Annotated in this window: 15 protein-coding genes, 6 tRNA genes and 3 rRNA genes; 22 read left to right on the top strand and 2 right to left on the bottom strand. The window is 56.6% G+C overall.

Annotated features, from left to right (window positions below; genetic code table 11):
- Positions 1-392 precede the first annotated feature (392 nt).
- The 5 genes from FY550_RS14165 to rrf all read left to right on the top strand — a co-directional run bounded on the left by FY550_RS14165 (position 393) and on the right by rrf (position 5,604).
- Positions 393-1,928: ribosomal RNA gene (locus tag FY550_RS14165) — 16S ribosomal RNA — on the top strand.
- Positions 1,929-1,998: 70 nt separating this feature from the next.
- A tRNA-Ile gene (locus tag FY550_RS14160) sits at positions 1,999-2,075 on the top strand.
- 91 nt (positions 2,076-2,166) lie between these two features.
- A tRNA-Ala gene (locus FY550_RS14155) sits at positions 2,167-2,242 on the top strand.
- Positions 2,243-2,486: 244 nt separating this feature from the next.
- Positions 2,487-5,379: ribosomal RNA gene (locus FY550_RS14150) — 23S ribosomal RNA — on the top strand.
- Positions 5,380-5,488: 109 nt separating this feature from the next.
- A 5S ribosomal RNA gene (gene rrf, locus FY550_RS14145) occupies positions 5,489-5,604 on the top strand.
- The 16S, 23S and 5S rRNA genes sit together here with 2 tRNA genes alongside, the layout of an rRNA operon.
- Before the next feature lie 123 nt (positions 5,605-5,727).
- On the opposite strand, the gene FY550_RS17145 is transcribed toward rrf, so the two are convergent.
- Positions 5,728-5,856, bottom strand: a complete 129-nt coding sequence (locus FY550_RS17145; RefSeq protein ID WP_267902456.1) for a hypothetical protein — start codon at positions 5,854-5,856, stop codon at positions 5,728-5,730.
- Between the two features lie 208 nt (positions 5,857-6,064).
- Positions 6,065-7,435 carry an MFS transporter gene (locus tag FY550_RS14140; RefSeq protein ID WP_149054620.1) on the bottom strand — a complete coding sequence of 457 codons (1,371 nt, stop codon included), beginning with the start codon at positions 7,433-7,435 and terminating at the stop codon, positions 6,065-6,067.
- 648 nt (positions 7,436-8,083) lie between these two features.
- Between FY550_RS14140 and cyoA the strand changes: the two genes are divergently transcribed.
- The 17 genes from cyoA (at position 8,084) to rplA (ending at position 20,226) form a co-directional block, all read left to right on the top strand.
- Positions 8,084-8,971 (top strand): ubiquinol oxidase subunit II, encoded by an 888-nt coding sequence (gene cyoA, locus FY550_RS14135; RefSeq protein ID WP_325062964.1) that lies wholly within the window; start codon positions 8,084-8,086, stop codon positions 8,969-8,971.
- Positions 8,972-8,976: 5 nt separating this feature from the next.
- On the top strand, positions 8,977-10,956 hold the full coding sequence (gene cyoB, locus FY550_RS14130; protein WP_149054619.1) for a cytochrome o ubiquinol oxidase subunit I: 1,980 nt from the start codon (positions 8,977-8,979) through the stop codon (positions 10,954-10,956).
- Between the two features lie 3 nt (positions 10,957-10,959).
- Positions 10,960-11,589 (top strand): cytochrome o ubiquinol oxidase subunit III, encoded by a 630-nt coding sequence (locus FY550_RS14125; RefSeq protein WP_070978010.1) that lies wholly within the window; start codon positions 10,960-10,962, stop codon positions 11,587-11,589.
- On the top strand, positions 11,586-11,939 hold the full coding sequence (gene cyoD, locus FY550_RS14120) for a cytochrome o ubiquinol oxidase subunit IV (protein ID WP_070978009.1): 354 nt from the start codon (positions 11,586-11,588) through the stop codon (positions 11,937-11,939). The genes FY550_RS14125 and cyoD overlap by 4 nt, the downstream gene beginning before the upstream one ends.
- A 12-nt stretch (positions 11,940-11,951) precedes the next feature.
- Positions 11,952-12,830, top strand: a complete 879-nt coding sequence (cyoE, locus tag FY550_RS14115; protein ID WP_070978008.1) for a heme o synthase — start codon at positions 11,952-11,954, stop codon at positions 12,828-12,830.
- A gap of 150 nt (positions 12,831-12,980) precedes the next feature.
- Positions 12,981-14,387 (top strand): cytochrome ubiquinol oxidase subunit I, encoded by a 1,407-nt coding sequence (locus tag FY550_RS14110; protein ID WP_149054618.1) that lies wholly within the window; start codon positions 12,981-12,983, stop codon positions 14,385-14,387.
- An 11-nt stretch (positions 14,388-14,398) separates the two neighbouring features.
- The gene (gene cydB / locus FY550_RS14105) at positions 14,399-15,403 is read left to right on the top strand and encodes a cytochrome d ubiquinol oxidase subunit II (protein ID WP_070978017.1); all 1,005 of its coding nucleotides are present in this window, start codon (positions 14,399-14,401) and stop codon (positions 15,401-15,403) included.
- Between the two features lie 201 nt (positions 15,404-15,604).
- The gene (locus tag FY550_RS14100) at positions 15,605-16,585 is read left to right on the top strand and encodes a biotin--[acetyl-CoA-carboxylase] ligase (RefSeq protein WP_149054617.1); all 981 of its coding nucleotides are present in this window, start codon (positions 15,605-15,607) and stop codon (positions 16,583-16,585) included.
- Entirely contained in the window at positions 16,582-17,421 is an 840-nt protein-coding gene (locus tag FY550_RS14095) for a type III pantothenate kinase (protein ID WP_070978006.1), read from the top strand. The genes FY550_RS14100 and FY550_RS14095 overlap by 4 nt, the downstream gene beginning before the upstream one ends.
- A 106-nt stretch (positions 17,422-17,527) precedes the next feature.
- Positions 17,528-17,611 (top strand) — tRNA-Tyr (locus tag FY550_RS14090).
- Between the two features lie 44 nt (positions 17,612-17,655).
- Positions 17,656-17,729: transfer RNA gene (locus FY550_RS14085), tRNA-Gly, on the top strand.
- Positions 17,730-17,744: 15 nt separating this feature from the next.
- Positions 17,745-17,819, top strand: a tRNA-Thr gene (locus tag FY550_RS14080).
- A gap of 129 nt (positions 17,820-17,948) precedes the next feature.
- A tRNA-Trp gene (locus tag FY550_RS14075) sits at positions 17,949-18,024 on the top strand.
- A 73-nt stretch (positions 18,025-18,097) separates the two neighbouring features.
- Positions 18,098-18,472 carry a preprotein translocase subunit SecE gene (gene secE, locus FY550_RS14070; protein ID WP_070978005.1) on the top strand — a complete coding sequence of 125 codons (375 nt, stop codon included), beginning with the start codon at positions 18,098-18,100 and terminating at the stop codon, positions 18,470-18,472.
- An 8-nt stretch (positions 18,473-18,480) separates the two neighbouring features.
- Complete coding sequence (nusG, locus tag FY550_RS14065; RefSeq protein WP_070978004.1) at positions 18,481-19,014, top strand: transcription termination/antitermination protein NusG; 534 nt, start codon at positions 18,481-18,483, stop codon at positions 19,012-19,014.
- Positions 19,015-19,099: 85 nt separating this feature from the next.
- A complete protein-coding gene (gene rplK, locus FY550_RS14060; RefSeq protein WP_070978003.1) occupies positions 19,100-19,531 on the top strand; it encodes a 50S ribosomal protein L11 in 432 nt (143 codons plus the stop codon).
- A 2-nt stretch (positions 19,532-19,533) separates the two neighbouring features.
- The gene (gene rplA / locus FY550_RS14055) at positions 19,534-20,226 is read left to right on the top strand and encodes a 50S ribosomal protein L1 (RefSeq protein ID WP_070978002.1); all 693 of its coding nucleotides are present in this window, start codon (positions 19,534-19,536) and stop codon (positions 20,224-20,226) included.
- The last annotated feature ends 62 nt before the right edge of the window (positions 20,227-20,288 follow it).

Here is a 20,288-nt window from a genome sequence, read left to right as displayed (position 1 = left end):
CAGGTCGGTCGGCGAGGCGTAGAGTACGCATCCGCTGGCAACGGACAGGGCAACAGCCACCCGGGCCGGCAGCTGCAGACAGCTGATTCGATTGAAGTTTTTGCGAATCGATCGGTTGTTCCCCGAAGCCTCGCTTCGGCAGCATCCACCGAAATCGGCATTGACATTTCGGTGGCGGTGAGTAGAATGCTCACTCTCTCGCAAACGGCGCAGGCCACGGCGGGAACGCTCTTTAACAAGTCGATCAGGTAATTTGTGTGGGCGTCTGGTTCACGACGGTGCGGCACAGCATCATCGGAAACAGACGACTCGTCAAATCGCGAGTTTTCGTTTTCGAGCCAGGATTGATCCGCCACGATGGTTTCGGTCATCGGTCAGGATCGCATGACTTTCAACTGAAGAGTTTGATCATGGCTCAGATTGAACGCTGGCGGCAGGCTTAACACATGCAAGTCGAGCGGCAGCGGGCCCTTCGGGGTGCCGGCGAGCGGCGGACGGGTGAGTAATGCATGGGAATCTGCCCGGTAGTGGGGGATAACCCGGGGAAACCCGGGCTAATACCGCATACGTCCTACGGGAGAAAGCAGGGGATCTTCGGACCTTGCGCTATCGGATGAGCCCATGTCGGATTAGCTTGCTGGTGAGGTAACGGCTCACCAGGGCTGCGATCCGTAGCTGGTTTGAGAGAATGATCAGCCACACCGGGACTGAGACACGGCCCGGACTCCTACGGGAGGCAGCAGTGGGGAATATTGGACAATGGGCGAAAGCCTGATCCAGCCATGCCGCGTGTGTGAAGAAGGCCCTCGGGTTGTAAAGCACTTTCAGCGGGGAAGAAGGCGTGGCGGTTAATACCCGCCACGAAGGACATCACCCGCAGAAGAAGCACCGGCTAACTCCGTGCCAGCAGCCGCGGTAATACGGAGGGTGCAAGCGTTAATCGGAATTACTGGGCGTAAAGGGCGCGTAGGCGGCCTGTCACGCCGGGTGTGAAAGCCCCGGGCTCAACCCGGGAACGGCATCCGGAACGGGCAGGCTCGAGTGCAGGAGAGGAAGGTAGAATTCCCGGTGTAGCGGTGAAATGCGTAGAGATCGGGAGGAATACCAGTGGCGAAGGCGGCCTTCTGGACTGACACTGACGCTGAGGCGCGAAAGCATGGGTAGCAAACAGGATTAGATACCCTGGTAGTCCATGCCGTAAACGATGTCGACCAGCCGTTGGCCTCCTCGAGAGGCTGGTGGCGCAGTTAACGCGCTAAGTCGACCGCCTGGGGAGTACGGCCGCAAGGCTAAAACTCAAATGAATTGACGGGGGCCCGCACAAGCGGTGGAGCATGTGGTTTAATTCGATGCAACGCGAAGAACCTTACCTGCCCTTGACATCCTGCGAACCCGGAAGAGATTCCGGGGTGCCCTCGGGAACGCAGAGACAGGTGCTGCATGGCTGTCGTCAGCTCGTGTTGTGAAATGTTGGGTTAAGTCCCGTAACGAGCGCAACCCCTATCCCCATTTGCCAGCGGTCCGGCCGGGAACTCTGGGGAGACTGCCGGTGACAAACCGGAGGAAGGTGGGGACGACGTCAAGTCATCATGGCCCTTACGGGCAGGGCTACACACGTGCTACAATGGCGAGTACAAAGGGTTGCGAAGCGGCGACGTGAAGCCAATCCCGTAAAGCTCGCCTCAGTCCGGATTGGAGTCTGCAACTCGACTCCATGAAGTCGGAATCGCTAGTAATCGCGCATCAGAATGGCGCGGTGAATACGTTCCCGGGCCTTGTACACACCGCCCGTCACACCATGGGAGTGGACTGCACCAGAAGTGGTTAGCCCAACCTTCGGGAGGGCGACCACCACGGTGTGGTTCACGACTGGGGTGAAGTCGTAACAAGGTAGCCGTAGGGGAACCTGCGGCTGGATCACCTCCTTAAACGCAAACCGCCCGCGTGAGCCAGTGCGCCCACAACAAATTACCTGATCGGATAGAGCGAAGACTGTTCGGGTCTGTAGCTCAGTTGGTTAGAGCGCACCCCTGATAAGGGTGAGGTCGGCAGTTCAAGTCTGCCCAGACCCACCAAATTCGTCTCTCGCATTGTCAGAAGCCATCTCGCATGGCAGGCCATGCGTCGATACCTTCTTTCGCGCGAGAAACGAATTGCATTGTCAGAGGGGCCATAGCTCAGCTGGGAGAGCGCCTGCCTTGCACGCAGGAGGTCGGCGGTTCGATCCCGCCTGGCTCCACCACTGACCCGAATATGCAGGAAAGCACAGTCGCAAGTCGATTCGATGACAGCATCGAGCCGATTTCCGACTGTCGCTTTGCGACAGTACGCTCTTTAACAATGTGGATCATGCTGACTGTTCCGGTCGGCGGCAACACCGAAGCACACGCTTCGTGTCGTGACCGCCGATCCGGACAAAACGTGATACGTCTCAAGCGTATCCGGCGAATCGTATGTCATCCTGATCAGACCCCTTGGGGTTATATGGTCAAGCGATGAAGCGCACACGGTGGATGCCTAGGCAGCCAGAGGCGATGAAGGACGTGACAGCCTGCGATAAGGCTCGGCGAGGTGGCAAATAACCTGCGACCCGGGCATTTCCGAATGGGGAAACCCACTCATCATCAGATGAGTATCCATGAGCCAATACATAACTCATGGAAGCGAACCGGGAGAACTGAAACATCTAAGTATCCCGAGGAACAGAAATCAACCGAGATTCCCCAAGTAGTGGCGAGCGAACGGGGAGCAGCCCTTAAGCGGCATGACGGATAGACAAAGTGTCTGGAAAGGCACGCCATAGCGGGTGACAGCCCCGTAGTCGAAATCCCATTGTCGTGAAATCGAGTAGGTCGGGGCACGTGAAACCCTGACTGAAGACGGGGGGACCATCCTCCAAGGCTAAATACTCCTGGCTGACCGATAGTGAACCAGTACCGTGAGGGAAAGGCGAAAAGAACCCCGGTGAGGGGAGTGAAACAGATCCTGAAACCGTGTGCGTACAAGCAGTGGGAGCCTTCTTCGGAGGGTGACCGCGTACCTTTTGTATAATGGGTCAGCGACTTGTATTCAGTGGCGAGCTTAACCGCATAGGGGAGGCGCAGGGAAACCGAGTCTTAACAGGGCGCGCAGTCGCTGGATACAGACCCGAAACCGGGCGATCTATCCATGGCCAGGGTGAAGGTCAGGTAACACTGACTGGAGGCCCGAACCGGGGTCCGTTGAAAAGGACTCGGATGAGCTGTGGATCGGAGTGAAAGGCTAATCAAGCCCGGAGATAGCTGGTTCTCCTCGAAAGCTATTTGGGTAGCGCCTCACGTATTACCACCGGGGGTAGAGCACTGTTTCGGCTAGGGGCCCATCCCGGGTTACCAAACCGAGGCAAACTCCGAATACCGGTGAGTACAGCGTGGGAGACAGACAGCGGGTGCTAACGTCCGTTGTCAAGAGGGAAACAACCCGGACCGCCAGCTAAGGTCCCCAAATCCCGGTTGAGTGGGAAACGATGTGGGAAGGCTCAGACAGCCAGGAGGTTGGCTTAGAAGCAGCCATCCTTTAAAGAAAGCGTAATAGCTCACTGGTCGAGTCGGCCTGCGCGGAAGATGTAACGGGGCTAAACCGGGTACCGAAGCTGCGGGCGTGTCTTCGGACACGCGGTAGAGGAGCGTTGTGTAGGCCTGTGAAGGTGTGTCGAGAGGCATGCTGGAGGTATCACAAGTGCGAATGCTGACATGAGTAACGATAAGGGGAGTGAAAACCTCCCCCGCCGGAAGACCAAGGGTTCCTGTTCGACGTCAATCGGAGCAGGGTGAGTCGGCCCCTAAGGCGAGGCCGAAAGGCGTAGTCGATGGGAAACGGGTCAATATTCCCGTACCGGATGTGATTGCGATGGGGGGACGAAGAAGGCCAGGTGAGCCGGGCGTTGGTTGCCCCGGTGAAAGCAGGTAGGCCGAGCGATCAGGCAAATCCGATCGCTCATCGGCCGAGATGCGAGACGAACACCCCACGGGGTGGAAGTCACTGATGCCACGCTTCCGGGAAAAGCCTCTAAGCTTCAGATCACATGCGACCGTACCCCAAACCGACACAGGTGGTCAGGTAGAGAATACCAAGGCGCTTGAGAGAACCCGGGTGAAGGAACTAGGCAAAATGGCACCGTAACTTCGGGAGAAGGTGCGCCGGTGGCCGTGACAGCCCTCGCGGCTCGAGCGGACACCGGCCGAAGAGACCAGGTGGCTGCAACTGTTTACTAAAAACACAGCACTCTGCCAACGCGCAAGCGGACGTATAGGGTGTGACGCCTGCCCGGTGCCGGAAGGTTAAGTGATGGTGTCAGCCCCTTCGGGGGTGAAGCTCCTGATCGAAGCCCCGGTAAACGGCGGCCGTAACTATAACGGTCCTAAGGTAGCGAAATTCCTTGTCGGGTAAGTTCCGACCTGCACGAATGGCGTAATGATGGCCACGCTGTCTCCACCCGGGACTCAGTGAAATTGAAATCGCAGTGAAGATGCTGTGTACCCGCGGCCAGACGGAAAGACCCCGTGAACCTTTACTACAGCTTCACACTGGACGCTGATGTTGCTTGTGTAGGATAGCTGGGAGGCTGTGAAACCGTGGCGCCAGCCGCGGTGGAGCCAACCTTGAAATACCAGCCTTGCATCATCGGCGTTCTAACTCCGCACCGTGAGCCGGTGCGAGGACAGTGTGTGGTGGGTAGTTTGACTGGGGCGGTCTCCTCCCAAATCGTAACGGAGGAGCACGAAGGTACCCTCAGCGCGGTTGGAAATCGCGCAGTGAGTGCAAGAGCACAAGGGTGCTTGACTGCGAGACAGACACGTCGAGCAGGTGCGAAAGCAGGTTCTAGTGATCCGGTGGTTCTGTATGGAAGGGCCATCGCTCAACGGATAAAAGGTACTCCGGGGATAACAGGCTGATACCGCCCAAGAGTTCACATCGACGGCGGTGTTTGGCACCTCGATGTCGGCTCATCACATCCTGGGGCTGAAGTCGGTCCCAAGGGTATGGCTGTTCGCCATTTAAAGTGGTACGCGAGCTGGGTTTAGAACGTCGTGAGACAGTTCGGTCCCTATCTGCCGTGGGCGTCGGAAGTTTGAGAAGTGCTGCTCCTAGTACGAGAGGACCGGAGTGGACGGACCTCTGGTGTACCGGTTGTCACGCCCGTGGCATCGCCGGGTAGCCAGGTCCGGACGGGATAACCGCTGAAGGCATCTAAGCGGGAAGCCCCCTTCAAGATGAGACTTCCCCGGGGCCTTGCGCCCCCTGAAGGGCCCTCGAAGACGACGAGGTCGATAGGCGCGGTGTGTAAGTGCGGCAACGCATTGAGCTGACGCGTACTAATTGCCCGTGAGGCTTGACCATATAACGCCCAAGCGGTCTGTGATGACACGTGCCGGATACGCGAGACGCAGCACGCAGCATGATCCACGAATTCGTCGGGCCGCCCTGCGGCGACCCGGCCACCGAATTGCCTGACGACCACAGCGAGCGGGTCCCACCCGATCCCATGCCGAACTCGGCAGTGAAACCGCTCAGCGCCGAGGGTAGTGTGGGGCTTCCCCATGCGAGACTAGGTCATCGTCAGGCACCCCTTCCGAGAGAGCCCCGGCCATATGGTCGGGGCTTTTTCATGTCCGCACGACAGCCGGCCCGGCGGCCTGCTGTCCGACACCGGCCTGCAGCCCGGCGGCAGCGCCGGGCTGGCTGCCCTCAGCGGGCGCCGATCTCTCCCAGCGCCTCGATCAGGGCCTGCATCTCCGCCTCGCTGCCGATCGAAATCCGCAGAAAATCGCAAATTGAGCTATTTACTTGAGTGCCAGGCACTGGAGCGATGGTCATTCGTCGATATTTACCCCGCCTGACGCATGCTGTAACAGCTGGAAAACAGGCTGACGATGCCTACAGGGTGCGGAGAACCACTCGGAAATGACCATGTGAAAGGTGGCTATACACGCCACTACGGTGTATGGGTAGAATCGCGGTAAGTTCCCAGGGCGATTCGCTGTTAATAACAGAACTCACCTCTTTAGAATTGTGCTCTCCAATCTCAAGAGGTGCTACCTGTGAGGCTGTTCAGGGCTTCGTCGTCCAGTCGAGTGCGGTCAACCTTGAGATAGGCTACGCCTTCGTCACTGGCTACCAGCACGTCTTCGACACCCGCAATGGATTGAAAACGCTCTGTCAGTACGCGTTCCGGCTCCTCGCGCAGCGGTCCCAGCGAAATGATTTGACTGGAAAGATAGCGTGGCTCCGGCATGCGCCAGACAACCAGTGTCCAGATCAGTGCCAGGCAGGCGCCGGCCCCGAATACGGCACTGCTGCCTATTGCCCCCGAAACAATACCGCCTACGGTGCCACCCAGTGAGGCACCAAGGAACTGGCTGGTTGAGTAAATCCCCATGGCGGTCCCTTTGGTGCCGGCCGGGGCTGACTTGCTGATCAGAGAAGGAAGCGTTGCCTCCAGCAGGTTGAAGGCGACAAAAAACAACCAGAGCAGGGCGACCAGTAACCAGCTATCAGCCGGTATGAGACTCATGGCTGTCAGCGTGAACACCAGTGAGATGACAGTGCCGGTGAATACCGCCTTCATGTGGCGATACTTTTCGGCAATGATAATCAGCGGAATCATGCCAATGAAAGCCGTCGCCATAACGGGCAGGTAGACCCAGCCATGTTCTGAAGCCGGTATACCCAGTGCTGCAAGACGAACAGGAACGGCGACAAAGCAACCGGTGAGAATGGCATGCAGGGCGAGGATCGAAAAGTCCAGCCTCAACAGATCCGGGCGTCGAAGCATGTTGAAAAACTGGGAGCGGTCCGTGCCGACATCCCGATGTCGCTGACGTGGAGCAGCGGGTACGAAGCGCCAGAGGATCGGGAGCCCAAGAGCAGCCAGCAGCGCCGTGCACCAGAAAACACCTTCCAGCCCAAAAGCGTGTGCCACCAATGGTCCTGCGACCATTGCTACAGCAAATGCCACTCCGATACTCATGCCAATGGTGGCCATGGCACTGGTGCGCACTTCCTCACGCGTACGATCGGCCAGAAGAGCCATGATGGCGCCTGCCACAGCGCCGCTCCCCTGAATGCAACGTCCGATGATGACTCCGTATATGGAAGTTGCCAATGCGGCAATAATGCTGCCGATGATGAAAAGCATCAGACCCAGAGCGATGACAGGTTTGCGGCCGATTCGGTCGGAGAGCATACCGAATGGGATCTGCAAAATGGCCTGGGTAAGACCGTAACCGCCCAGAGCCACCCCGACCAGGGTAGGAGTGGCATGCTCGAGATGGCTGCTATAGAGCGCCAGTATGGGCAGCACCATGAACAGGCCCAGCATTCTGACACCATAGAGCAGAGAGAGCCCGCTGATGGCGCGATATTCGATGTTCAGAAGTAGCGAAGAGCGTTTCATGAATCCAGGCGTGTTGTGTTGAAAAAAAGGAAGCACTCGGTCTGGCCGGCATGTGCAAACAAAATTTGTTGCACCCTTCTCCACCGCGGGGGCTCTCATGTCCCTGCGAGGCTGTTATCATGGAAAACAAGCCTTCCCGGCGGCAGGCAATTGTACAGGGCTGGCAGCGTGGTGGTGTGCAAGTGGAAGCGCAATCAGCACAGGGCTCCGATTCGGACATTGTCCCGTAACATGGATGTCTCGTGCTCCTGATAGTTCCTTTGCTTTCCCTCTATTAGACTAAAGTCTTAAGAGGATGCTACTTATACGACTTGCGGCTCATGGATAAAAAAACAAACAATAGTCGGCCGCCATCCATGCGACCACTTGCCGCATCGGAATACGCCATATCTGCTCAAGCCTTTTTGCAGGAGATGGCTCGTTAAGATTGAGTTCAGGAGCATGCCTGTTCGATTGCGAGCAGACAACCCCTGACAGGCGTTATCCCATTACCTGAAGTTCAATTCGCCCCTGCGGGTGACATCAATCCTTTTCGAAGGCTTTTCAGGTGGGGTTATCCGGTGGGCCTGGTCTCAGGCGCTTCCGAGCCGGAGGTTTGCGCAATGGCACAAGGAATCATCAAGAGACCGCAAAATGATAGAGAAGAGCTTGAAGTCGCTTAAGGCGCTGATCCCTCTGGTCGTGTCCGCACTGGTGCTGAGTGGTTGCAATGCAGCACTGATGGATCCCAGCGGGCCGGTTGGCAAGGAGCAGAAGTCGCTGATCTTGAGTTCCTTCTGGATCATGCAGATTGTGGTAATACCCGTCATCATCATGACGCTGGTATTCGCATGGCGCTATCGCCGAAACAATCGCAAGGCGACCTATTCACCGAACTGGGCGCATTCCAACCGGATCGAGGCCGTGGTCTGGGCTGTACCTGCTGTAATTATCCTGTTTCTGGGCATCATTACCTGGCAGACTTCGCATTCGCTTGATCCTCACAAGCCGCTTGGTAACAAGGGCGAGGCCATGGAGATTCAGGCCATTTCGCTCGATTGGAAGTGGATGTTCATCTACCCGGAGCAGGGTATTGCAACCGTTAATGAGCTGTACTTTCCGGTTGATCGCCCGGTGCATTTCAACGTGACTTCGGAAACCGTCATGAACTCCTTCTTCATTCCTCGTCTGGGCAGTCAGATCTATGCCATGGCCGGAATGGACAATGACCTCTTTCTGGAAGCCGACAAGCAGGGCGTCTACATCGGTAAATCGGCCCACTACAGCGGCAAGGGCTTCTCCCAGATGTCCTTCAAGACGCATGTAACCAGCCAGGAAGAGTTCGACAACTGGGTGAACAAGGTGCGCCAGACTGACAGAGAACTGGCCTACACCGGCAGTTATCAGGACGTCGCCAAACCCAGCGTCAATACCCCGGTCGAATACTTCCATCCTGTGGAATCCGGGCTGTATGAGCGTGTTATTACCAGTTTTCAGAGTGGTCACGGTCAGCCTGAAAACGGCCAGCAGCCCACGGGCGCAGAAGCAGCGGAGTAATCATCATGTTGGGAAAACTCAGCCTATCAGCGATTCCCTATCACGAGCCCATTATCATGGGCGCCGTGGGGGGCATGGCGCTTGCCGGACTGGTCGTTGTGGCAGCGCTCACCTACTTCCGGAAGTGGACCTATATCTGGAAGGAGTGGATTACCTCGGTCGATCACAAAAAGATCGGCATCATGTACCTGATCGTATCACTGGTCATGCTGCTGCGTGGTTTTGCAGACGCCATCATGATGCGAACTCAGCAACTGATTGCCTATGGCGGGGCAGAAGGTTACCTGCCGCCTCACCACTATGATCAGATTTTTACTGCCCATGGCGTGATCATGATCTTTTTCGTGGCAATGGGGCTGGTCATCGGACTGATGAATATTGCCGTGCCGCTGCAGATTGGTGCACGTGATGTGGCCTTCCCGTTTCTGAACAATATCAGCTTCTGGCTGTTTGCCGCCGGGATGATTCTGGTCAACCTGTCACTGTTCGTGGGTGAGTTCGCCAAGACCGGCTGGCTGGCTTATGCGCCATTGTCGGAGCTCAGGTACAGCCCCGGCGTCGGCGTGGATTACTGGATATGGGCGCTACAGCTATCCGGGGTGGGTACTACTCTGACGGGCGTCAACTTCTTCGTCACCATCCTCAAGATGCGCACTACCGGGATGACCCTGTTCCGGATGCCGATCTTTACCTGGACGGCACTGTGCACCAACGTGCTTATCATTGCCGCTTTCCCGATCCTGACTGTCACCATCGCCCTGCTGACGCTGGATCGTTACATTGGCACCCATTTCTTTACCAATGACATGGGTGGTAACCAGATGATGTATGTCAACCTCATCTGGGCCTGGGGGCATCCGGAAGTCTATATCCTGATTCTGCCGATGTTTGGCGTATTCTCGGAGGTCGTGGCTACCTTCTCGAGAAAACGGCTGTTCGGTTATAACACCATGGTCTGGGCGACGGTGGCGATTACCGTGCTGTCGTTCGTAGTGTGGCTACACCACTTCTTCACCATGGGGGCAGGCGCCAACGTCAATGCCTTCTTCGGCATTGCCACGATGATCATTGCCATCCCCACCGGGGTGAAAATCTTCAACTGGCTGTTCACCATGTACCGCGGCAGCCTGCAGTTCAACGCGGCCATCATGTGGACGCTGGGCTTTCTGGTGACCTTTACTGTCGGTGGCATGACCGGCGTGATGCTGGCCGTCCCGGGTGCCAACTTTGTATTGCACAATACTCTGTTTGTCATTGCGCACTTCCATAATGTCATCATTGGCGGCGTTGTGTTCGGAGCCATGGCCGGGATCACCTACTGGTTCCCGAAAGCTTTTGGCTTCACCCTGGATGAGAAGTGGGGCAAGCGCTCCTTCTGGTTCTGGCTGGTCGGTTTTTATCTGGCCTTCATGCCGCTTTACATCCTCAGCTTCATGGGCGCTACCCGTCGCATGCAGTCTTACGTTGATCCGAGCTGGCATCCGCTCATGGTGGTGGCATGGGTTGGGGCAGTCTGCATTCTGCTCGGCATCATGTGCACGGTAATGCAGTTCTATGTCAGCATCCGTGATCGCAAAAAGAACCGCGTACTCAATGGCGACCCCTGGGATGCGCGTACGCTTGAATGGATGACACACTGCCCGCCGGCTTTCTACAACTTTGCCAAACTGCCGGTCGTTAGCTCCATCGATACCCTGTGGGATCGCAAGGAGCGTGGCGAAAACATCTACGAAGAGCCTGAGCATTACGAGGATATCCACATGCCACGCAATACGGTGGCCGGCCCGGTGATCTGCCTGTTTGCCCTGATCATGGGCTTTGCCCTGGTCTGGCACATCTGGTGGATGGCGATTGGCGGCTTTGTGGGTGTAGTCGTGAGCTTTATCGTGCGTAGCTTCAACGAGGATATCGACTATTACGTGCCTGCTGCGGAAGTCGAGCGAATCGAGAAGGAATATCGGCAACAGGCGGAGATGCAGGCGTAAGTCATGACAAGTCAAACCATGAATCACCAAAACGCGCATCATGCGGACGATCATGAGCACGACCATCATCAGGAAACCATAGCCACCAAGTATCTGGGGTTCTGGATCTATCTGATGAGCGACTGTGTTCTGTTCGGAACCCTGTTCGCTACCTACGCCGTACTGATGAATTCAACCGCCGGCGGTCCCGGCGGTCCTGAAATCTTCGAACTCGGCTTTGTTCTGATCGAAACGTTCCTGTTGCTCTTCAGTAGCTTTACCTACGGTGTTGCAGTGCTGGCGATGCATCGGGGTAACAAGTCACAGGTATTGTTATGGCTCGTTGTGACTTTCCTGCTTGGCTTCGGCTTCGTGGCAATGGAAGTCTACGAGTTTTCTCACCTGATTCATGAGGGGTATGGACCTGATCGCAGTGCCTTCCTGTCCTCCTTCTTTACATTGGTTGGCACCCATGGTCTCCACGTTTCGTTCGGCCTGTTGTGGATGCTGGTATTGATCTTCCAGGTGGCAAGAAAGGGACTGACCCCGACCAATCAACCCAGAATCATGTGCCTGAGCCTGTTCTGGCACTTCCTGGATGTCATCTGGATCTGTGTGTTTACTGTTGTGTATCTGCTGGGGGTTCTGCAATGACCGACAAGACAGGCATTACTGACGTCGGTTCATCCGGCGGGCATGGTCATGAAGGAAACATGAAGACCTATGTGCTGGGACTGATTTTCTCCATCATCCTGACGCTTATTCCGTTCGGAATGGTCATGCTGGGAGATTTCGGACTGGTACCCACCGTGATCGTGCTGGCCATTTCCGCCGTGCTACAGGTCATGGTGCAGCTCATCATGTTTTTGCACATGAATACCAAGTCCGGAGAGGGATGGAACATGATTTCCTTTGCCTTTGCGGTCATGGTTGTAGGTATCGTGATTGTCGGCTCGCTCTGGATCATGTTCCACCTGAACCACTTCATGATGATGAGCAATTAAGAAGCTCATCTGATGTTCAGGAAATATCTGCATCTTGCCAAGCCGGGTATTGTCGCTGGCAATCTGATCACAGTAACGGGCGGGTTCCTGCTGGCTTCCCGTGGGGATATCGACCCGTTGCTGCTGCTGGCCACGGTGATCGGTGTGTCGCTGGTCGTGGCCTCCGGTTGCGTGCTCAATAACATCATTGATCGCGACATTGATCGTCTCATGGAGCGTACAAAGGGCCGCTCGCTGGTGCAGGGTACCGTGGATGTCAGGGTGGCATTGCTTTACGCCATCGTGATGGGGCTGGCAGGCTTTGCTCTGCTGGCCTTCGGTGCCAATCTGCTGGCAGCCGGTGTAGCGTTGATCGGGTTTCTGATCTATGTCGGCCTCTACAGCCTTTGGGTCAAGCGTCATACAGTGCATGGTACCGTGATCGGCAGTTTTTCCGGTGCTTCTCCTCCGGTGATTGGCTACTGTGCCGTTACCGGGCATTTCGATGTTGGGGCACTCCTGTTGCTGGTGATCTTCAGCCTCTGGCAGATGCCGCACTCCTACGCTATCGCCATCTTTCGCTATGATGACTATGCAGCGGCTGCCATACCGGTACTGCCAGTGCGACAGGGCATTGCTTCGGCACGACGGCATATCATCGGCTATATCGTGGCTTTCATTGCAGCCTCGCTGCTATTGACCCTGAGTGGTTATACAGGTTATCTCTATTTTGTTATTGCCGCGCTCGTTGGTGGTTACTGGCTGAAACTGGCACTGGCTGATCGTGAAGGGAACGATGCCCGGGGCTGGGCGAAACGGGTCTTCCTTTGTTCGATTCTGGTCGTGACAATGCTGAGTATTGCCATGTCCGTGGATTTTGCCCCACGCGGACTGACTCCCGCGTCAGCATGACATGATGTGTGGCGGCCATGCCGCTCACGCATCACCTGCTACGGATGCGACACGTTGTCGCAATCCCTTACCTTTCCATGCTTTCTTGCCTATTGTTTGGTGATAGCACACCTTACTGGAACCCAGAATCTGGGCAGGAGAGTATCATCGATGCCGGGATTAGAAGCGCTGGATCTGGCACGCTTTCAATTCGCCTTTACCGTTTCCTTTCACATTCTGTTCCCCGCCTTTTCGATCGGTCTGGCCAGCTACCTGATGATCCTCGAAGGGTTGTGGCTCAAAACGGGTCGTGATGTTTATCACAACCTCTATCGCTTCTGGGTTCGAATCTTTGCCGTGGCCTTTGGCCTGGGTGTGGTTTCGGGTGTCGTCATGGCCTATCAGTTCGGCACCAACTGGAGCGGCTTTGCCGAACGCGCCGGTGACATTACCGGGGTGCTTCTGACTTACGAGGTGCTTACGGCCTTTTTCCTGGAAGCCGGATTCCTCGGCATCATGCTGTTTGGTGAAGATCGGGTTGGCAAGCGTCTGCATTTCTTTGCTACATGCATGGTGGCGATCGGTACGCTGATTTCGATGACTTGGATTCTGATGTCCAATAGCTGGATGCAGACGCCTTCAGGATACGAAATTGTTGACGGTCGTTTTGAGCCGGCCAATTGGCTGAACATCATGTTCAACCCCTCCTTCCCGTATCGCATTGTCCACATGGGACTGGCTGCCTTCATCTCGGTCGGTTTCGTGGTCGGAGGTGTAGGCGCCTATCATCTGCTTCGCAATCGTCGGGATGAGGCGGCACGCAAGATGTTCTCCATGGCCATGTGGGCCATCGTAGTGGCCCTCCCACTGCAGATCATGGCGGGCGATATGCATGGGCTCAACACTCTTGAGCACCAGCCCGCCAAGGTGGCGGCGATGGAAGGGCACTGGGAGAACGAACCCGGCTCACAGGGTATGCCTTTGGTGCTGTTCGGATTGCCGGATATGGACAGTGCCAGCAATCGTTTCGAAATTACGGTGCCCCACGCCAGTAGTCTGATCCTGACTCATACGTGGAATGGTCAGATCGAGGGGCTCAAGCAGTGGCCTCGGGATGAATGGCCGGATGTTCCACTGGTGTTCTGGACGTTCCGTATCATGGTCGGTCTCGGCATGCTGATGCTGGGTATAGGTCTGCTCGGACTGTTTCTCCGCTGGAAGGGACGACTATACGACAGTGCCTGGTTCCATCGGGCCATGATGTTTGCCACGCCGGTGGGGTTCATTGCCCTGCTTACCGGCTGGATTACGACCGAGGCAGGCCGCCAACCGTGGGTCGTCTACGGCATGCTGCGCACTGCTGATGCCGTGTCGCCACTACATGGCGGTAGCCTCTGGGCCAGTCTGATTGGCTTCCTTCTGGTATATGCGATCATTTTCGGAATCGGGATCTATTACATGGTCAGGCTGATTCGTACCGAACCAATGGGACAGGAGCCTCATGGCGGCCCAGGGGAGAATCGTCAGCCCAAGCGGCCGATGTCGGGCGCTGATGAAGCATTTGAAGAACAGAACTGAGAGGGATGACCATGACGATTGATCTACCGCTAATCTGGTATTTCCTGATCGGCTTCGCCGTGGCCATGTATGTGGTCATGGACGGTTTCAGCCTCGGGGTCGGCATTCTCTATCCGTTCTTCAAAAATGATGCCCACCGTGATGTCATGATGAACACGACCTCACCGGTCTGGGATGGTAATCAGACCTGGATGATCCTGGGAGGTGCTGGGCTCTATGGCGCCTTCCCGTTGGCCTATGCCACGTTTCTCCCGGCGCTGTATCTGCCACTGATCCTGATGCTGCTATCACTGATCTTTCGTGGCATTGCCTTCGAGTTTCGTTTCAAGTCGACCCGATCACGCAAGTGGTTTGACCTCGCCTTCAGTGGCGGCTCCATCGTGGCAACTTTCAGTCAGGGCATGGTGCTCGGCGGGATCATCAATGGACTGGATGTGGAAAACCGGACCTTCACAGGTGGCCCGTTCGATTGGTTTTCGCCCTTTGCCCTGTTCATCGGGGTGGCTCTGATCATCGGTTATGCCCTGCTTGGAGCGACCTGGCTGATCATGAAAACCGAAGGAAGCCTGCAACGTCGCTGCTACCAGCTGGCGCGCCCTCTGACCATTCTGATGGTGCTGTGTACCATTATCGTGGGTATCTGGACGCCGCTGGATAACAGTCGGGTAGCCGAACGCTGGTTTACCTTTCCCAATATTCTCTGGTTTTCGCCGGTACCGGTGCTGGTTGTACTACTGGCATGGAGTATCTGGGATGGTGTGACGCATTCGCATGAGCGTCGACTTTTTCTCAAGGTGCTTGGGTTATTCTTCCTTGGCCTTTCAGGGCTGGTGATCAGTTATTTCCCGCTTATCATTCCGCCCAATGTGACGCTGTGGGATGCAGCTTCATCCCGATCCAGTCAGCTCTTTCTCGTGATTGGCTACGCTGTTCTGGTGCCGATTGTGCTGTCCTATACGGCGTACAGTTATTATGTCTTTCGCGGCAAGGTCCGTGAGGGGGATGGTTACCACTGAGCTCTCGCTTGCTCTAAAAGCCCGACCGGCGCTGCCGGTCGGATGGCATGGCATTTGCCAATCATGGCATGAATGTTTAGCCTTGCAGGCGCCCTTCGGGGCGCTTTTTACGTTTGGGTCAGCTGGTTCCCCTCCCTTTCAAGCTCCCGCCAGCCGGCTCGGGCCGGCCAGGCCGAAAGCGGTGCAATACAGGAAGACACAATGAACGTCCGCGATCTGGTACGCGTATTGAGTGATGGGCAGTTTCACTCGGGCGAGCAACTCGGAGAGGCGTTTGGTGTCAGTAGAACCGCCATCTGGAAACAGCTACAAAAGCTTGAAACGCTCGGCATTGTACTTGAAGCAGTGCGAGGGCGCGGTTATCGCATAGCGCAACCGCTGGAGTTGCTGGATGGCGGCCGGATCGTTGCAGGGCTCTCCCGTGAGTCACGTCAGCAGTTGTCGCGGCTTTTTATCGAGTCCCAGCTGGAATCGACCAATACCTTTCTGCTGGAGCGCTTCGCTCAGGGCGCCGGGCATGCGGAAGTCTGTGTTGCTGAAGTGCAGACTGCCGGTCGAGGTCGGCGTGGAAGAACCTGGCACGGCCGTTGGGGAGCTGGCATTCACTTTTCGCTGGGCTGGCGATTCGATAGCGGAGTGGCGGCCATTGAGGGATTGAGTCTGGCGCTCGGTGTCCGGATGGCCGAGCTTCTTGATCCGTTGGGTGTTGATGTCCGGTTGAAATGGCCGAACGACCTGTTGGTGGAGCAGGCGGGTGAGGGGCGCAAGTTGGGCGGTATCCTGACCGAAATGCGTGGCGACATGGAGGGGCCCTGTGAAGTAGTGATCGGTATCGGGTTCAATGTCTCTTTTGGAGAAGCGGATAGACAGCGCCTTGAGCAACCGGCAGCCGGGTTGCACGAAATGGTGCCTGAGCTCTCCCGTAATGAGTTGATTACCGGCATGATCGATGGCCTGATGGGATTGCTGCCGCATTTCGAGCATGAGGGTTTTGCTGCCTGGCAGACCGGCTGGAACGCCCGCCATTATCATGCCAATCAGCCCGTAACCCTGCAGCAGGGCAGTCAGCGATGGGAAGGTATTGCCCAGGGGGTGAACAAGCAGGGTAATCTTGTCGTCTGCATCGATGAGCGGGAAGTGATTTTTTCAGGTGGTGAAGTTTCGCTGCGAGCCTCAAGATGATCCTGGATCTCGATATCGGTAATACCCTCTCCAAGTGGCGTCTCAAGGATCGCGGTACCAGTGAAATCCGCTCAAGAGGAGCTGTATGGACTCGTGAGCAGTGGCGACCGGGGGCGGATATACCCGATCTCGGGGTGATTACAGCCATCCGTATTTCCAATGTGGCGCGCAACGAGGTACTGGAGCGCACGGTTTCATTGCTCAAGCGTCGCGTATCGACCATCCATGTCGCTCGTTCCGGGCGGGAAGCACTGGGTGTAACCAATGGTTATGAAGAGCCCGGGCGACTTGGCGTGGATCGCTGGTTGGGAAGTCTGGCCGGCTATCAGCTGACCGGTGGCTGTATGGTGGTGGATTGTGGCAGCGCCATTACGATGGATATTGTGCTCCCCGGGGGGCGCCACCTGGGCGGGTACATTCTGCCTGGCTTGCGTTTGATGAAGGAGAGTCTTCAACTCGGGACCCGCAGGGTCGCCATCGACCCTGAAGTGGAGTCGGGTGGCTTGCCCGGTCCCGGGCGCAATACGATCGATGCAGTCAATCATGGGGTTTATCTGGCGGCTATCAGCGCCATTAACCGTATTTACAGCGAAACATGCGATCGGGAAGACATGGCCTTGCCTCTGCTGCTGACCGGTGGAGATGCCAGAGTGGTGTCACGAGGCGTTGGTCCACCGCATGCCCTTTGGCCGGATATGGTCTATGCCGGTTTGGAAGCCCTTTTTCCTCTGACGCCTGCCGAGCGCGCCGGTCGGTTGTCCGGCGCGCCGTTGTTGCCAGAGCCAGCCTCGCTGGAACGAATTCGGGCTGGACTTGCATTCAATTCACTGCTCTGACAGAATGCGCCGCGTCGTGAACGGAGCGTTCGAAAAGGCTGTAAAACAACGGCTTTTGGTAAAGCTTGACACGACAATTCGATGCGGTAAGATGTGCCGCCACATCGGAGGGATACCCAAGTGGCCAAAGGGAGCAGACTGTAAATCTGCCGCGAAAGCTTCGGAGGTTCGAATCCTCCTCCCTCCACCAGTTTTCGGCTTCCGAAGTATTCGGAGTCGGTGCTGAAAGGTGCAGCGGGCATAGTTTAATGGTAGAACTTCAGCCTTCCAAGCTGATAGTGCGGGTTCGATTCCCGCTGCCCGCTCCAGTATTGCAGCATCATGCTCGTGTAGCTCAGGGGTAGAGCACACCCTTGGTAAGGGTGAGGTCGACGGTTCAAATCCGTCCACGAGCTCCATATGCCGGAATGGCGAGTCAGATGGCTCGCCATTCCGTTTTCGAAAGTCCGGTGTCGTTGGTGTGGTTGCCTGTAATCGAAGCTTCGGATATAGTACCCGCGCCCTTGACGGCAGTGACCGGACAGAATAGGCCAGTAGCTCAATTGGCAGAGCAGCGGTCTCCAAAACCGCAGGTTGGGGGTTCAAGTCCCTCCTGGCCTGCCAGTCCTTCCCCAGGCTGGCGCGTCCCGAGTCTTCCGCTTGTGCTATTGCCGTGCGCCCTGAGGAGATCCCGCCCATGAAACAGAATGCCGAGATGCAGCAGGCATCGTCGCGCTATGACGGCCTGAAGTGGGCGTTGGTAGTCGTGCTGGTGGCGATAGCAGTTGCTGGTAATGTCTGGTTTGCCGATCAGGCGCTGCTTTATCGAGTGCTCGGTGTCGTCGTGCTGGGCCTGCTGGCTGCTGCCGTTGCACTCACTACCGGGCGTGGTAAATCGCTGGCTGAGCTGGCTCGCAATTCCAAGCGTGAAATTCAGCGTGTGGTCTGGCCGACGCGTCAGGAAACCGTCCAGACAACCGCCATCGTACTGGCAGCCGTGCTGATTGTCGGATTGATCCTCTGGTTGATCGACATGCTCTTTGGCTGGCTGGTTTCGAGCATTATTGGTTAGGAGCCCCCATGGCTATGCGCTGGTACGTCGTTCACGCCTATTCCGGATTCGAAAAGCACGTCATGCGCTCCTTGAATGAGCGTGTGAAGCTTTATGAGATGGAAGATCAGTTCGGCCAGATTCTGGTGCCGACCGAAGAGGTCGTGGAGATGCGGGAAGGCAAGCGCCGCAAGAGCGAGCGCAAGTTCTACCCGGGCTATGTGCTGGTCGAGATGGAAATGAATGATCGAACCTGGCACCTGGTCAACGAAACACCGCGCGTCATGGGGTTTATCGGCGGTACGCCGGAAAAACCTGCCCCCCTGACGCAGCGTGAGGCTGAAGGGATTCTGCGTCGTGTGCAGGATGGTACCGATCAGCCCCGTCCCAAGACCGTCTTCGAAGCTGGTGAGAGTGTGCGCGTCATTGACGGGCCATTCGCCGACTTCAATGGGGTGGTTGAAGAGGTCAACTACGAAAAAAGCCGTCTGCAGGTCAGTGTCATGATCTTCGGACGTTCTACTCCCGTCGAGCTCGAATTCTCACAGGTTGAGAAAGAGTGATTGGCGGTAATTCCTGAGATCGGCCATTGGCTGATCTTTGCACTCGGGCAGCCACAAGGCGTTATGACCCAATCGGAGTAAATTCATGGCTAAGAAGGTTCAGGCCTACATCAAGCTGCAGGTTGCAGCTGGCAAGGCCAATCCCAGTCCGCCCGTTGGTCCTGCGCTGGGCCAGCATGGCGTGAATATCATGGAGTTCTGCAAGGCATTCAATGCCGAGACCCAGGACGTCGAACCCGGTTTGCCTACGCCGGTCGTGATTACGGTCTATTCGGACCGCAGCTTCACGTTCGTGACCAAGACGCCCCCGGCACCGGTACTGCTGAAGCGTGCTGCCGGTATCAAATCCGGTTCGGGTGAGCCGAACAAGAACAAGGTCGGTACCGTGACCCGCGACCAGCTCGAGGAAATCGCGCGCACCAAGGAACCCGATCTGACGGCGGCCGATATTGATGCAGCAGTGCGTACCATTGCCGGTACTGCACGCAGCATGGGCCTGAATGTGGAGGGTCTCTGATCATGGCAAAGCAGACCAGGCGTTTGAAGCAGATTCGTGAGCGGGTTGATTCCTCGAAGGTTTATAGCGTTGAGGAAGCCGTGGCCCTGCTCTCCGAGCTGTCTTCGGTCAAGTTCAAGGAGTCGGTCGAGGTTGCTGTTAACCTCGGGGTCGACCCGCGTAAATCCGATCAGGTGGTGCGCGGTGCTACCGTGTTGCCCAATGGTACGGGCCGTGATGTCCGGGTTGCCGTCTTTGCTCAGGGTGCTGCAGCTGACGCTGCTCAGGAAGCCGGTGCCGACATTGTCGGTATGGATGATCTGGCCGAGCAGGTTCGCCAGGGCAAGCTCGACTTTGATGTGGTTATTGCAGCTCCCGATGCCATGCGCGTCGTTGGTCAGCTGGGCCAGATCCTGGGTCCGCGTGGCCTGATGCCGAACCCGAAGGTGGGTACTGTTACCCCTGATGTAGCTACGGCTGTGCAGAATGCCAAGGCTGGCCAGGTTCGTTTCCGTACGGACAAGAACGGCATTATTCACGCCGGTATTGGCAAGGTCGACTTCTCGGCTGATGCGATCAAGGGCAATCTTGATGCGTTGGTCAATGACCTGAAAAAACTCAAGCCGAGCACCTCCAAGGGCATATACCTCAAGAAGGTTTCGCTCTCGACGACCATGGGGCCCGGGCTGACCGTCGATCACTCCTATCTGGTGTGATGACTCGACGCTTTCGGCGCCATGCTGAACCAAACTTTGCGGTCCCCGTGCCAGTGGGGCGG

The organism is Kushneria phosphatilytica, from assembly GCF_008247605.1.
GTDB lineage: Bacteria > Pseudomonadota > Gammaproteobacteria > Pseudomonadales > Halomonadaceae > Kushneria > Kushneria phosphatilytica.
Note: the sequence above shows the minus strand (reverse complement) of the source record. Positions and strands in the feature narration are given on the sequence as shown.

Excerpts from the sequence above, each read along its gene's own strand:
- FY550_RS17145 (WP_267902456.1), bottom strand. The coding sequence starts at position 5,856 with ATGACCATCGCTCCAGTGCCTGGCACTCAAGTAAATAGCTCAATTTGC.
- FY550_RS14140 (WP_149054620.1), bottom strand. The coding sequence starts at position 7,435 with ATGAAACGCTCTTCGCTACTTCTGAACATCGAATATCGCGCCATCAGC.
- cyoB (WP_149054619.1), top strand. The coding sequence starts at position 8,977 with ATGTTGGGAAAACTCAGCCTATCAGCGATTCCCTATCACGAGCCCATT.
- FY550_RS14125 (WP_070978010.1), top strand. The coding sequence starts at position 10,960 with ATGACAAGTCAAACCATGAATCACCAAAACGCGCATCATGCGGACGAT.
- cyoD (WP_070978009.1), top strand. The coding sequence starts at position 11,586 with ATGACCGACAAGACAGGCATTACTGACGTCGGTTCATCCGGCGGGCAT.
- cyoE (WP_070978008.1), top strand. The coding sequence starts at position 11,952 with ATGTTCAGGAAATATCTGCATCTTGCCAAGCCGGGTATTGTCGCTGGC.
- FY550_RS14110 (WP_149054618.1), top strand. The coding sequence starts at position 12,981 with ATGCCGGGATTAGAAGCGCTGGATCTGGCACGCTTTCAATTCGCCTTT.
- cydB (WP_070978017.1), top strand. The coding sequence starts at position 14,399 with ATGACGATTGATCTACCGCTAATCTGGTATTTCCTGATCGGCTTCGCC.
- FY550_RS14100 (WP_149054617.1), top strand. The coding sequence starts at position 15,605 with ATGAACGTCCGCGATCTGGTACGCGTATTGAGTGATGGGCAGTTTCAC.
- FY550_RS14095 (WP_070978006.1), top strand. The coding sequence starts at position 16,582 with ATGATCCTGGATCTCGATATCGGTAATACCCTCTCCAAGTGGCGTCTC.
- secE (WP_070978005.1), top strand. The coding sequence starts at position 18,098 with ATGAAACAGAATGCCGAGATGCAGCAGGCATCGTCGCGCTATGACGGC.
- nusG (WP_070978004.1), top strand. The coding sequence starts at position 18,481 with ATGGCTATGCGCTGGTACGTCGTTCACGCCTATTCCGGATTCGAAAAG.
- rplK (WP_070978003.1), top strand. The coding sequence starts at position 19,100 with ATGGCTAAGAAGGTTCAGGCCTACATCAAGCTGCAGGTTGCAGCTGGC.
- rplA (WP_070978002.1), top strand. The coding sequence starts at position 19,534 with ATGGCAAAGCAGACCAGGCGTTTGAAGCAGATTCGTGAGCGGGTTGAT.